The 13,713-nt window shown below is 56.3% G+C and carries 12 protein-coding genes; 2 read left to right on the top strand and 10 right to left on the bottom strand.

What is annotated here, in order from left to right; translation table 11 throughout:
- The first annotated feature begins 6 nt into the window (after positions 1-6).
- Positions 7-483 (top strand): DUF2798 domain-containing protein, encoded by a 477-nt coding sequence (locus V4U84_RS05195; RefSeq protein ID WP_334072395.1) that lies wholly within the window; start codon positions 7-9, stop codon positions 481-483.
- A gap of 63 nt (positions 484-546) precedes the next feature.
- On the opposite strand, the gene V4U84_RS05190 is transcribed toward V4U84_RS05195, so the two are convergent.
- The 7 genes from V4U84_RS05190 to V4U84_RS05160 all read right to left on the bottom strand — a co-directional run bounded on the left by V4U84_RS05190 (position 547) and on the right by V4U84_RS05160 (position 9,885).
- Positions 547-924: a DUF5684 domain-containing protein gene (locus V4U84_RS05190; RefSeq protein WP_334072394.1), complete on the bottom strand. Its 378-nt coding sequence runs from the start codon at positions 922-924 to the stop codon at positions 547-549.
- A gap of 59 nt (positions 925-983) precedes the next feature.
- The gene (locus tag V4U84_RS05185) at positions 984-5,114 is read right to left on the bottom strand and encodes an AAA family ATPase (protein ID WP_334076856.1); all 4,131 of its coding nucleotides are present in this window, start codon (positions 5,112-5,114) and stop codon (positions 984-986) included.
- A gap of 617 nt (positions 5,115-5,731) precedes the next feature.
- Positions 5,732-6,931: an MFS transporter gene (locus V4U84_RS05180; RefSeq protein WP_334076938.1), complete on the bottom strand. Its 1,200-nt coding sequence runs from the start codon at positions 6,929-6,931 to the stop codon at positions 5,732-5,734.
- Between the two features lie 205 nt (positions 6,932-7,136).
- Entirely contained in the window at positions 7,137-8,105 is a 969-nt protein-coding gene (locus V4U84_RS05175; RefSeq protein WP_334076855.1) for an ABC transporter substrate-binding protein, read from the bottom strand.
- A gap of 125 nt (positions 8,106-8,230) precedes the next feature.
- Positions 8,231-9,076 (bottom strand): AraC family transcriptional regulator, encoded by an 846-nt coding sequence (locus V4U84_RS05170; RefSeq protein WP_334072387.1) that lies wholly within the window; start codon positions 9,074-9,076, stop codon positions 8,231-8,233.
- 120 nt (positions 9,077-9,196) lie between these two features.
- Positions 9,197-9,379, bottom strand: coding sequence for a DUF2524 domain-containing protein (locus V4U84_RS05165; protein ID WP_334072733.1), 183 nt, complete (start codon positions 9,377-9,379; stop codon positions 9,197-9,199).
- A gap of 62 nt (positions 9,380-9,441) precedes the next feature.
- Positions 9,442-9,885, bottom strand: a complete 444-nt coding sequence (locus V4U84_RS05160) for a MarR family winged helix-turn-helix transcriptional regulator (protein WP_334072386.1) — start codon at positions 9,883-9,885, stop codon at positions 9,442-9,444.
- Between the two features lie 172 nt (positions 9,886-10,057).
- Between V4U84_RS05160 and V4U84_RS05155 the strand changes: the two genes are divergently transcribed.
- Positions 10,058-10,534, top strand: coding sequence for a glutathione peroxidase (locus tag V4U84_RS05155; protein WP_334072385.1), 477 nt, complete (start codon positions 10,058-10,060; stop codon positions 10,532-10,534).
- Positions 10,535-11,288: 754 nt separating this feature from the next.
- Here the strand turns inward: V4U84_RS05155 and phnE (V4U84_RS05150) are convergent.
- From phnE (V4U84_RS05150) to phnC, 3 genes are read right to left on the bottom strand one after another with little or no spacing between them, the layout of a single operon-like run.
- Positions 11,289-12,092, bottom strand: a complete 804-nt coding sequence (phnE, locus tag V4U84_RS05150) for a phosphonate ABC transporter, permease protein PhnE (protein WP_334072384.1) — start codon at positions 12,090-12,092, stop codon at positions 11,289-11,291.
- Positions 12,093-12,094: 2 nt separating this feature from the next.
- Entirely contained in the window at positions 12,095-12,907 is an 813-nt protein-coding gene (gene phnE / locus V4U84_RS05145) for a phosphonate ABC transporter, permease protein PhnE (RefSeq protein WP_334072383.1), read from the bottom strand.
- Complete coding sequence (gene phnC, locus V4U84_RS05140; RefSeq protein WP_334072382.1) at positions 12,904-13,707, bottom strand: phosphonate ABC transporter ATP-binding protein; 804 nt, start codon at positions 13,705-13,707, stop codon at positions 12,904-12,906. The genes phnE (V4U84_RS05145) and phnC overlap by 4 nt, the downstream gene beginning before the upstream one ends.
- Positions 13,708-13,713 lie beyond the last annotated feature (6 nt).

Here is a 13,713-nt window from a genome sequence, read left to right as displayed (position 1 = left end):
AGAGAAGTGCCGACTACAAAAAGAGAAGCGCTGTATTTTGGCTTGATGATGTGTTTGGGGATGGTTGTGTGCATGACAACTTACAATTTGCTGATGCATGATATGATCGGAAAAATAGGGTTTGCCGACATGATCATTCAGTATTTGGCCGGGTTTGTGGTGGCCATGACTTTGGAAATGTTTATTGTGGGGCCGCTTGCCAAAAAGGTGGCGTTCAAGCTGCCGATCAACAAGGCCAAGAAGCTGCAGGTCGTTCTCGCCATTTCGTCCTGTATGGTCATCGGCATGGTATTTTTTATGTCCCTTTTCGGACTGGTGATGTCCCATTTGGCTAGCGGCTCCGGAGAAGGTTCGTTGTTGATGAATTACCTGAGCACCTTTGTGCAAAATTTCATTGTCGCTTACCCTTTGCAGCTATTGGTGATGGGACCGTTGGTACGGAGATGTTTCTCAAAGTTTGTTCAAGTTCGGACGGCATCTTAAATCAACGCAAAGACCGGGGCTGCCAGAATAGCCCCGGTCTTTGCGTCTGCTGTAATGCACTTCTTAAGCCATATAGCCTGGAGGCGGGATCCGATCGTCGAGCACATACATCGTATTGCTGGAATATCCCCAGACGAGCCATAAAATGGCGTAAACCGGCGACAGGAAAATGCCGAAAAGGACATAAGCGCCGTGTTTTCCGAAAGCGTTAAGCAGCCGAACCTGCCAAATAATGTAGAAAACCAGATTGGCGATCGGCACGAAGTACATCAAGACCCACCAGCCGCTTTCTTTGATCAATTTCAACTGCAGAATGTTGTTCAGAATCGGGACAAAGGCAAACCAGGCGATATCGTCCAGCCCGGCCTTTTTGGCCAGCGAGAAGAAAGCCCCCGCAAACAGAACATACATGGCCACGATGAATAGAAAAGCGAAAAACATGTTGTTGCATCCCCCTTAGAAGTAGATTAATCCCCTCTGTTGTTCGACAGACGGTTTGGTTATTCCTCCCCGGGATAAGGAATTTTCATCTTACTGTATAATCGCCGGACCGCGGCGGCGCATTCGGCACCTTGCTGCGAATCGGGCGCGAGAGCCCGGGCCATCGCCAACTGGACCAGCGCCTCCTCGTAAGGCATCTTGAGCTTCTGGGCTTCCTTGATGCCGCGTTCCCAGCAGCGGAAGGCCGCTTGCGGGGAGCCCTTAAGCCGCCGGTAAATCCCGGTGAGCCATTCGGAACGCGGTTTGGCGATCGGGAAGACACGGGCGAAGGTCTGAAGTCCCGTCAAGGCTTCTTCCGCCAAACTTTGCAGTTCCCCGGCCTGCCGGGGGAGGGCAATGCCTCCGCCGAGTTTCTTTTCCCAAAGCATGAGCAAAGTTTCCGCCACAGCCGCATAACTGTCGAAGGAGTAGTACGCTGCGGGCGAGGATTGCCGCATCAAGGCGAGGCTTTCTTCCGCATAACTTAACGCCTCCTCCGGCTTCCCCTCCTTGAGCCGGGCCAACGCCATCAGACCGTTAACGCGCAGTTCCTCCGTCATACCGATATTGACCGGGATGAGGGACACCGCTTCTTCCAGCTTACCGACGGCTTCCGGGATACGGCCGGAATACAGAAGCCCTTCGGAGAGGGCCATGAGTCCCCACGATCTGGCTTGGGCATTTCCGCTTTGCACTCCGGATTCATAGATTTCGGCGGCCAAGGCCATACTGGCGTCGAAATCGGAGAAATGATAAGCGAGTGTTTTTACATAAAGGTAGGAAGAGGCCTCCCAGTAACGGCGGTCCCCGAGTTTTTCGTAAATCGCCATGGCCTGCTGCGCCAGATCGCCCGCCGCTTGCCATTCCCCGGTGCCGATATTGTTCAACGAAATGTCCATGTAAACCCAGGCTTTGGTGGAGAGATCGTCGAGCGCCTCGGCCGCATCCAGCGCTTGTTTTGCGTAAGAGCGGGCCAGTCTTCGCCAACCCATGATTCCCGCAGTAACGCACATATTCCCCGTAATGATGGCCAGCTCTTTGGAAACGCCGGACGTCTCGGCCAGATTGAGTCCATGGATCGAATAGTACAGGTTCCGTACGTTCTGATTGTTAAAAAAAGCGATCTCCGCCAGACAGTGATAACAATGAACCGCTTCGGCCACGGCGGGCGTCGGCTTGGAGGTCGAGGTGAATCCCATCGACCGCTTCAGGCGGTGCCACAGCTGGACTGCCAGTTGGCGGGACATCTGCCTTTTGATGCGCTCGGTGTACTTGGCGGAGTGCATATCCAGCAGGTCGAGCGTCTCCTCCAGACAAGGGACCGCCTGCTCCATGTCCCCGACCCCCATATAAGCGTCGCCGAGCAGGCGCCGATATTTGGCCCGGTCGGATTTCGGCGTATCGGCGGCTTCGGCCTTGGCCACAAGCTCGGACAGGACATTGACCGCTTCTTGATAAGCGCCGCTCTGGAGGGCCTGGCGTCCGACCTTCTCCAGATAGTACATGCTTTTCGCCGTATCTTCCACTCTCGACCAGTGATAAGCCAGCACACTGTAATAAGCCGGGGCGTCCGGATACTGCTGTTCGTACCACAGGGCCAGTTCACGGTGAAGCTGGCGGCGCTGGGCATGCAGGAGCAGGTTGTACGTTACCTCTTGCGTGATAATATGCTTAAAAATATACGATAATTCGGGTTCCCTGCTCTCCAACAGGGTCAAGTTGACTTGCTCCAGCGTATCGAGCCGGTTGTATAGCGCGTTGTCCGCCGTCGGCACCGGCAGAATCCCTTGGAGCGCGGAATAGGTAAAATGTCTGCCGATGACGCTGGCCACCTTTAAAATGAGCTGTTCCTCCGTAGGCAGCCGGTCGATGCGGCTGGCGATAATGCCATGGATCGAGTGCGGAAAGTCAAAGTTCATGAATTCGTTCTCCGACTTCAAAAGACGGCATTCCCCGTTCTCGATGCCGATATAGCCGTAATCGCGCAGGGTATACGCCAGCTCTTCACAATAAAAGGGGTGGCCTTCCGATTTGTCCAGAATCAGGTTGATCACCGGTTCGGGGAGCGAGGTCACCCCGAGGCGGTCCTGAATCAGCTGGAGTGTTTCTGCGCCGTCCAGCATCGACAAGTCGACCGTTTCCGTCCCGGGGCGTTCCTGCAACTGGCGGGACTCCATCGGCTGCGAAGCCTCCTCCGGCCGCAGGGCCGCTACAACAAGAACGGAGGGAAGCCGCTCGGTAAGACCGAGCAGCAGCGTCCAGGAGGAGGGGTCGATCCAGTGGGCGTCGTCTATGAAGAGGGCGGTCCGCTGCGTTCCGATCAGGCTTTGCAGCAGCTCCAGGCAGATCGTCTGGGTGTTCTCCGCCCGGATCCGGCCCGACATGGAGGCGGTCCACTCGTTGTCCGCGATTTCGAAAGGGACCACCGGCTGCAGCAGCGGGAATAAATGCTCCCAGGACGGCAGCCGTTCCTGAACGATCCGCTGAACATGCTCACGCCGGTCCCCTTCGTCAGCGGGCACTTTATCCAACTCCAGCAGCGCCCAAAAAATGCTTCGCCAAGGATAATACGGCGTTTGCTTTTCGATAGCTTCCCCGGCTCCATTGAATAAGGGGAGGCCGTAGCCGAGAATTTCGTGCTGCAGCTCGCCCAGCAAGCTGGTCTTTCCCATCCCGGCTTCGCCCCGGAGGAAGACGCAGCCGCTGCCGCCCTCGAGCAGGCGCACGACATGGCGGCGCAGCGCGCCGTGTTCGGCTTCCCGGCCGAACAGCGCTTGCGGCTGCTGCTCCCGCCCCCGGCGGCGGCCCGGCGCGGAGCGGCCCGCGGCGCCGATGATGCCGGCGGGCTCGTAGACCGCGCGGGCGCCGGCGAAGCCGCGGAACTGCCTCGGTTCCCCGGCCTGGAACCGGATGGCTCCCGAAGCCGCCGTATAGGTGGCTTCATCGCACAAGATCGCGCCGTCCCCGGCCGCTTGCATCAGCCGGGCCGCCAGATTCATCGTGTCGCCGATCATCGTGTATTCCCGGCGCAAAGGACTGCCGACGGACCCGCAGTACACTGTGCCCGTGGCAACGCCGATCGCATGCGGGATTCCCGCCTCCCGCAGCTCTGCCTGAATGCGCAGCGCCGTCCTTAAGGCGCGCTCCGCGTCGTTCTCGTAGGTCAGGGAAGGCAGGCCGGCGGCCGCGATGACGGAGATGCCTTTTTCGTCAAGGTTCACCTTGTTGATGGCGATTTGGCAGGTATGCGCACCCGCTTGAATTCTCTGCATCGTCCGGTGGATTTGCTGAAGGCTGCTCTGCTCCAGCACTCCCGGAAGATGAATGAACATCACGGTAATCCGCCGGAGCTCGGCGGACCAGTCATGATCCCCGGCCGCTGCGGAAGCCAACAGGGCGGGGGGAAGATATGGGAGCATCGAGGGGTCCAGTCCGGATGGCGGAGCGTTTTTGCCCGGAGCAGTCCCGTTCGACACCGGGGAGGCACCCGGCAACATGAAGGCGATAAAGACCGCTCCGTTCTCCAACGGAGCCCCGTGGCTTGCCGCATACGCCTCGATTTGCGCAAAGGCCTGCGGAGACAGCAGGACTTTGCCGACTTCTGCGGAGCCCGCGAGTTCCTTTAACTGCACGATCGCGTCTCCGCGCAGCACAAGCTCCCAGCGTCCGCTCGTGCCTCCGACATAGCTGACGGTATAGCCGCCTCCGCCTACAAAGACCCGCAGCGCCAGGTTTACGCCGTCCATGATCTCCCGCTGATGGAGTTCCCGCTGCAGGTCCAGCCCGCAGGCGGCAGCCTGGCGGATCAGGCGCTGGCGGCCTTCCTCGGTGGCTTGCCCGCTTCCTTCGCTCCATGTCGCCAGCAGGGCGTCGCCGGCGAAGCTGACGACCTTGCCTCCGGCGCGTGAAATCAAGTCGATCATGGTGTCAAAGCAGGCATTCAGGATGCCCGTGATCTGTTCGAGGCCGATCGTCCCTTGGTGGGCGAGCTTTTGGCTCAGCAGCGTAAAGCCGGAAATATCGACGAACAGCACCGCGCCGGAATGAACGTCTTCGACGGGGATACGGCGGTCCCACTCGGGGGCGTTCCACTTCTCCAGCAGCAACTCCGGCACATAACCGGTTAACTCGATCGTTTGAATCATGACCATCCTCGCTTACTCCGGGATTCTTGTATCCCGAGATAGAATAGATACCTTAAATATAGGTGCACTGGTTATTACTTACAATCGTTTTTTTAGGCTTTTTGCCCGAAAAATAAAGCTGTCCGGAAGGCGCAGTGTCCGGGAGGGAATGGGTGGTGCGGAATTAACGGGAAAACCTCCCGTTAATCCGGCTATCGCCGGCCTTGGCGGGGGATTAGCGGGAAAACCTCTCGTTAATTCTCACATATAAGGCCGAGCAGCCCGATATGCGCGCAATTTAGCTGGAGAAATTCCAGCTAATGGAGCTGAGGAGGGCCGAAAGAGCCGAATTAACGGGAGAAAATCCAGTTAATGTGCACTAGCGTTGCATTAAACAAATGAATTACGAAGAAATTTGCTCGTCAGCGGTCAGTTGCTCTTTGAAGTAGATTGGCAGGTGTGAGAGGCGAAGCCCCAGTCGGCAGGAATCGGGAGGTTCACGCCGCATACCGGTAGATGCCAAACAAAAACTGCGGGTTGCCAAGGCCGTTACGCCTTGCAACTCGCAGTTTTGGGTGGTTCTCCTTGAGCAAGAGCAAAGCGCTCAAGATCGTTTTTTTGACGCTTTCCGGCTCCTGTTCCGCTCAAAGCAGTTCCCTGCGCTTCTTCAAATAGATGTACAACGCCAGGCTGGCGAGGGAGCAGACGACCGCGCAGAAGCCGATGAAGCCGTAGCCGGCTTGCAGGCCGCGCAGCAGGCCGGTTTCCGGGCCCTGGCTGGTGAGGAAGATCTGTTTGATCCCGTCGGTGATGACGCCGATCAAATAGTTGCCGAGCACGGTGCCGACGCCGATCAGCGTGACGATGAAGCTGATGGCGGTATCGCTGTTCTGGCGGTACCGGTCGGCGATCAGCGCCATGACGGTCGGGTAGATGGGCGCGACGCCGATCCCCGCGATGGCGAAGAGGGCCGCTCCCGGCTCACCGGCCAGGATCGCCGCAAATGTGCAAACGCCGGTAAAGCCGGCAAACAGGATCAGGGAAAGCGTGTAGCCGATCTTATCCGTAATCGGGCCGGCGATGAGCCGGGCGAACGTGAAGCACAGGAAGAAGGCGGACAGCATGCCCGACGCGGAGCTGTTGGTCCAGCCGTAGGCTTTTTCCAGGAAATTCACGAGCCAGCCCCCGACCGCCATCTCCGAAATGACGCCGAACGCCAGGACGGTCACGACCAGCCAGATCACCGGGTCGCGCATCAGCGTTTTGACCGGGATTCGCTCCTCATCCGCGAGATCCCTCTCCGGGAATTTGCCGAGGAAGGCGGGGATCATCGGAATTACCGACAGGAGCAGCACGACCATGTACATGCCTCTCCAGTCCAGCGCATGGCCTCCGACGGATACCGTCATCAGGCCCGCGGCCAGCATGGGCGCGACGGTGGAACTGAGCCCGTAGAAAAAATGGGCCAGATTCATCATCGTGCCGGTATTCCGCGTGAAAATCTGCGCGCCCAGCACCGCCAGGGCGATTTCCAGCATCCCGTTGCCGATGTTCATCAGGAAGTAGGACCCTGACAGCGCAGGGTAAGACCGGGAATAGAAAATCAGGACGCCCGTAAGCGCCATCAGCCCAAAAGAAAGAAGGCTGACCCATTTGACCCCCCATTTGCGGACGAGAAACGCCGTAAAGGAGCAGGCCAGCAGGTAGCCCAGCGAGTTCAGGGACAGCAGGGTTCCGATCTGCATCTCGTTCAGATGGAAATCGGTCTGGATGCGCGGGATGGCCGGTCCCTTTACATTTTCGGAAAAGCCGAAAATCAAAAAACCGATAAAAACAGTAGCCATAGGTAATAAGTATCGTTTGGCGGAAGCCGGACGGCCGACGGCAGATCCCGTCTGTTCCGCTGCGGTTTGCGACTGAGCTTTCAAGGGATAACCCTCCTGGTGGATTGATCTTGAGTCCGAACAACTCGAACAAAGAGATCGTAACATACTTTTCCAGGTGCAGCTATCCCTTGTTTAAACCGGTTTTATAAGCCTTCTGCCAAGTTTACTTTTGCAAAATTTCCTCGATGACATCCAGCCCTTTCGACTGGCCCATGGCCAGGGGCCCGACGATTTCGGTATCGATCACGTGCAGGTTTCCGCCCTTGACGGCCTTCAGATTGTTCCAGACGGGCCTTTTGCCAAGCTCCTTCAAGGTCAACTCCGCCGAATTGGTGAAATCCTCTCCCAGAAAAATATAGTCCGGGTCGATGTCGGCCACGCCTTCCAGACTGATTTCGCTCCAATCCTTCATGTCGGAGAATTTGGCGAAGCCCAGACGGTCATAGTAAGGCTCCATCCGGACGCCTCCGTAATAGTTGAAGCCTTTGCCCCAGGTCATCATAAAAATGGCGGTTTTGCCCTTGGCCCCGGTGTGGTCCATTTTCCCGGCCAGCTTGTCCAGCTTCGCGTTGTAATCGGCGATATATTGCTCCGCCTTGGCTTCCTCGCCGAGAACCGCGGCTACTTTGGTAATCGTGTCCTGCCAGTTTTCCGACTGCGGAATGACGATCGTATCGGCGATTTTGGCCAGCTGGTCGTAATTCTTCACATCATCCTCCCAAGCGATAATCACATCGGGCTCCAGCGCCAGAATGCTCTCCAAATTCGTGGTATCGCCCAGATCGGCGATCTTGCCCTGTTTCGTGAACGAATCGTAGACCGGGAAGTTTTGCAAAGACTTCAGGCCTACCACGCCCGCGACGACATCCTGCTCCCCGATGGCAAAAAGATGGTCGGCATACGGGAAATAGGTGACCGCGACCTTCTTCGGTTTCTCTTGAATGACCGTTTCCCCTTTGGCGTGCTGAATGGTGATCGGGAATTTGGCCGCGTTATCGGCACCTCCGGCGGAATTTCCGGATGGATTCGCGGTCTTGGATTCGGCCGCCGGACTGTTGTTTCCGTTCCCTGAGGAGCTGCCCGCCGGCGAATTTCCGCAGGCCGCCATGATTAATAACAAAATAGCGATCAAGGGAAGGATCCCCCATGTTTTGAACGTTGTGTGCACTTGTCTATCCCTCGCTTCGATTAGTTGATAATGATTTTCATTTTCATATTAAATTATAATCATGGAGGGGCGGAATTGAGAATAGACAATTATTCAAAGAAGGGTGGATTATTTCCGTTGCGGCTCCGAAACTCGCTTGGGGTGCAGCCTGTGTATTTTTTAAATAGTCTGCTGAAATAATGGCTGTCGCCATAGCCGATGCTCTCCGCGATATTCCGTATGCTGGAGTTGCTGGTGGCCAGCATTACGCGGGCACGGCTCATCCGGTGTTGGATCAGGTAGTCGATCGGATACACTCCAACATATTTATGGAAGACATAGGCGAACTTTTTGATGTCCATGTCCACCAGCCCGGCCAGTTTTTCCAGGTTCAGCGGCTCCGTATAGTGAGTATGAATATACTCCAGTACGTGTTCCACCGCATTCCGGCTTTCGCGGTTCATCCGGTTCCGGGCACAGCTTAGCGCTTCATAGATCGTGCTGTAAAACAGCTCCTTGGTACGAACGGCCTGCAGGTGTCCGGGTGTCGTTACCGAGGCTTGCAACAGGTGAAGCAATTCGGTGATGCGCGGATTTTCCCCGGTCTCCAGAACGAAATGAGTCCCTGTGTAGCCCTGGGGTTCCCCTGGCGCAGCACTTAGCGTGTAGTGAATGAGCGCGTAATCGAAGCCGGACGTTCCAACATCAACCCGCAGTGTCATCCCCCTGGCCCCGTGGACAACGATACCGGAGGTTAGCTCGTAAGGCGTGCCGTTAAAGGTAAATACGGCTTGTCCCCGCAGGGCGAACACAAAACCGGCATGCGGCGTCGGCCGGTCAGACGTGTGGCCAAAATATCGGCCCGGACGCAGGCTGGTGAGGTAGACGCCATGCACGGTGACGGCCCCGCCGGCCATTTGTCCGGCTAACTCGTTAAGGTCTATGATGGAATTCACCCGCTCTCTTTGATGAGGTTGAAACAGTATCATTTTAACCGGAGGCGGCACGCCGGACAATGCAAAACACCCGATCCGTCCCTGAAAGGAACAGATCGGGTGTTTTGATTTCCACGTAAACTAGTGGTTAATATCGCATTTGTTCATAATAAAAGAGATCTGATTTTCCAAACGGTTAATGTGCTCTTGGGTTTCCGGGTCTTCCTTTCCTTGCCCCCGCAAAGACGCAAGCTCCTGCTTGAGCTGATGCAGATCGTCGCCGGCCCGTGCACAGTCGTAATTGCTTTCCAGATTGTCCAGCATATCGCGAATCGCCTCCATTGGTCTGGGATGTACTTCCCCTATTATGGAGATTTTGGCTGGATTTATTCCGCGATTTTACTTAAAAACGCATGGATATGCTTGTGCAGGTCCGTGATATCTTCCTTGGCAACCCCGGTATTGCCGAACAGCTTGAGCGGGACCTCGGCGGCTCGTTCCTGCAGCTCGCGGCCCTGATCGGTCAGTGTGATCAAGACGTTGCGCTCATCCGCCTTATTCCGCGTTCTGGTGATAAGGTTCATATTCTCCAGCTTTTTCAGCAGCGGGGTTAGCGTGCCCGAGTCCAGAAAGAGCTTGGAGCCGAGCTCTTTGACAGTTACGCCATCCTGTTCCCAGAGGGAGAGCAGCGTGATGTACTGCGTATAAGTCAACCCGAGCGGAGACAGCAGCGGGCGGTAGAGCTTCATCATTTCCCGCGAGCAGGTATAAAAAGCAAAGCAAAGCTGGTTATCCAGTTTCATATATTCTTGATATTCTTGAGGCTGCATATCGTATCACCTGCCATGGAATTGTATGCAATTTGTTTAAACCTGGTTTGGTAATTATAGCATTGGCTAGACTTGCACGTCAAAAAGCGGGTCGGAAGCATTTGACACGCCTGATTAAATTGTATACAATTTGATTATACACTATTTAAATAAGTTGTGGAGGCGTAAGAACATGTCCATCTATGATATTGAAGTCAAAACGATCAAGGGTGAAATGCAAACGTTGGAGTCTTATCGCGGGCAGGTTATGCTGATTGTGAATACGGCGACCAAATGCGGCTTTGCCCCGCAGTTCAAAGGTTTGCAAAAGCTGTACGATGCTTACAAGGAGCAGGGATTGGCGGTGCTCGGCTTTCCTTGCGGGCAATTCGCCAATCAGGAACCGGGGACGGATGCAGAGGTCGCGCAGGCATGCGAGTTGAACTTCGGGGTCAACTTCCCACTTTACGCCAAAATCGACGTGAACGGTAAAAACGCTCACCCGCTGTTCCAGCTTCTCGCAAAAGAAGCGCCCGGCATCATGGGCTCGAAGCAGATCAAATGGAACTTCACGAAGTTCCTTGTCGACCGGGAAGGACGCGTGGTCAAGCGCTTTGCGCCGACCGAGGAACCGGAGAACATCGAAGAGCATATTCGGAAGCTGCTTTAAAGAAGGGTCGGAATAGCGGCACACCGAATAATCGAGCTGCAGCAGCGCTCTCAAGGGCTGTCGTTGGCATCCTTTGAATAGGGAGAAAAATAGGGGCCATAAGGGCCTTTTGAGGCGCAATTTTGTCGAATTTGGCTTATTGATATGAAATAGCGGGTTTTTAAGGCCTTATTTTGGGAAAGGGCGGGCTAATTGCGGTTTTACGGTCCAACCTCGGGAAATAAGGCCGTTTTTGACCGCTATTATTCGCTTAGACCCGATTCGGGTCGAAATAGCGGCCCAAAAGACACTGAAGTTGCATCAAACCTGACAGGATGCTGCTTATTTTAAAACTTGTCGCCTCGGTGTGGCGAGTTGGATCCGGCGCGAAAACGAAAATTACGCTAACGGTTGCCACAGCCGTTATTTGCCCTGAAAACGCCGACTTCCCATTCTAACGGTCGCCACGTCGCTTATTTTCGGATAAACAGGCTGTTAGGGCGAGAATCCAGGGAAATAACGGCGCTCACGACCGCTAGAATTTTGAAAAGGTTACTTTTCGTTAAATAGCGGCTGCTACAGCCGTTAGACTTCACTGGCGTTGTATTAACCCGAGGGGGCTAATGGCTGTAACAGCCTCCCCTTGAAGCCGGGCGGGTGGATAACGGCCTTTTGCGCCGCTATTTTGTCGAATTCGTCCCTTCGGCGTCAAATAGAGGTCCTTTTGCCCCAAAAGGCCGCTATTTTGCGTGGGTGAGAGCGTAACCTCTCATAATTACACCAATTTCTTGCGAATTGCGCCGGAGATCAGGTCGATGATGGTGATCATGACGATAATCCCAAGCAGAATGATGCCGACCCGGTCCCAGTTTCGCGAGCTGAGCGCAAAAATGAGCGGCGTCCCGATCCCGCCGGCGCCGATGATCCCCAGGATGGTGGCGGAGCGCAGGTTGATCTCAAACCGGTACAGGGTGTAGGAAAGGAAGCCCGGCAGCACTTGCGGGAGCACGGCGAACCACAGAATCTGCAGCCGGGTGGCTCCCGCCGCGATGAGCGCTTCCGTCGGGCCGGTGTCCATGTTTTCCACTTCGTCGGCAAACAGCTTGCCGAGCATGCCGATGGAGTGCAGGCCGAGCGCCAGCACGCCCGCAAAAGACCCCGGGCCGACGGCTTTAATGAACAGGAGGGCCATGACGATTTCCGGAAAGGTGCGGACGAAGCTCAGCAGTATTTTGCCCGACCCGGAAATCCACCGCGACCGGCTCATGTTCACCGCCGCCCAGAAGGCGAACGGGACGCAGAGCACGGTGGAAATGACGGTGCCCAGGATCGAGATGGCCAGCGTATCCAGCAGCCCGCGCAGCAAATCCTCGCCGTCCGGCAGGTAGACGTAGTCCCAATCGGGGGAGAAAATGCCGCTGAAAATCGCCTTTGTCACTTGCCCGGCCGTTTCTTTGATGCCCTCGAACGGAATGCCGGCAAAGGCCCAAACGTAAACCAACGCAAGCAGCACATAAATCAGTAGGCGATAGCGGTTTTTCTTCGGTTTTTTCACCTTGTCTTGCCATGAATGGGTCATACTCATAGTAGTCTCTCCCGCAGCTTCGTGCTCAAATAGTCGATGATCAGGACCACCGCCAGGGTAAACAGAATAATCATGCACGTCTTGTCGTATTCGAGAAATCCAAGCGTCACTTCGTAATAGTGCCCGATCCCGCCGGCGCCGACCAGGCCGAGCACCGCGGCCGCCCGCACATTAATCTCAAAGGTATACAGCACAAAGGACATAAAATGCGCCTGGATTTGTGGAATCACGCCGAAAATAACGCGCTGGCCGGAAGTCGCCCCGACCGAAGTCATCGCCTCCAGCGGGCCGTGATCGATCGTTTCCAGGGCCTCATACGTCAGCTTGCCGATCAGACCGAAGGAGAAAAGGGACAGCGCCAGGATGCCGGGCAGCGGACCCAGGCCGAAGATAGCGACGAAGATGGCCGCCAGCAGCAGGTCCGGAATCGTGCGCACCAGGTTCAGCACGAAGCGGAACGGCTGGTAGATCCAGGCGGTCCGGCTGAGGTTGCTGGCGCAGAGCAGCGCCACGGGAACGGCCAGGATGGCGCCGAAGGTCGTGCCGATCAAGGCCATGCGGATCGTCTCCAGCATCGCTTCGACGATGTTGTCGAAGTAGCCCCAGTTCGGCGGAAACATCTCCTTCAGGAGTTCGAGCATATTGGGGGCTCCCTTGATCAGTTTTCCCCAATCGGCCTTCGATTGGACGGCGCTGCCCCAAACCAGAATCAGAATAATCGCCGCCGTAAGGTAGTGTTTCAGCTTGCCCGGAGGTTTGGGACGGTTCAACGGCTGGGGCTGTAGTTCGGGTTTGGCGTTCAGGTTCATCGGACCGGCTCCTTTGCGGCTGCGATGTCGGCCAGCCGGGCCTCCAGCAGCTCGTCCTGATCGATCGGCCGTCCGTAAATTTCGGCGAACCGCTCGTCCGTCGCTTCAGACACGGGGCCGTCAAACACCACCTGGCCGGCCCGCAGCCCGATAATCCGGGTGGCGTATTCCTGGGCCAGATCGATGAAGTGCAGGTTGACGATGGTCGTAATGTCGAGCTCCTGGTTAATCCGCTTGAGATCGTCCATGACCTGCTTGGTCGTCAAGGGATCGAGCGAGGCGACCGGCTCGTCGGCCAATACGATTTTGGCTTCCTGCGCCAGCACCCGGGCAATGGCGACCCGCTGCTGCTGGCCGCCGGACAGCTCGTCGGCGCGGGCGTAGGCTTTTTCGACGATGTTGACCCGATCCAGCGCCTGGAACGCCAGCTCGACATCCTCTTTCGGAAACGCCCCGAACAGCGTACGCAGCGTGGAATGGTATCCCACCCGGCCGGCCAGGACGTTGCGCAGCACGGAGGACCGCTTCACGAGGTTGAAGCTTTGGAAGATCATGCCGATGTCGCGGCGAATCGTGCGGAGGCCTTTGCCCGTAGCTTTGGTAATCGATTTGCCGTCGATGAGGATGTCGCCCTCGGTAATATCGTGGAGGCGGTTCATCGAGCGGAGCAGGGTCGACTTGCCGGCGCCCGACAGGCCGACGACGGCCACGAATTCGCCCTTCCCAATCTTCAGGTTAATCCCGTCCAGGCCTTTGGTGCCGTTGGGATAGGTTTTGGATACATTGCACAGTTCTATCACGTAGAG

Source organism: Paenibacillus sanfengchensis (assembly GCF_036864765.1).
GTDB classification, from domain to species: Bacteria; Bacillota; Bacilli; order Paenibacillales; family Paenibacillaceae; genus Fontibacillus; species Fontibacillus sanfengchensis.
This window is presented reverse-complemented; position numbering and strand designations above follow the sequence as displayed.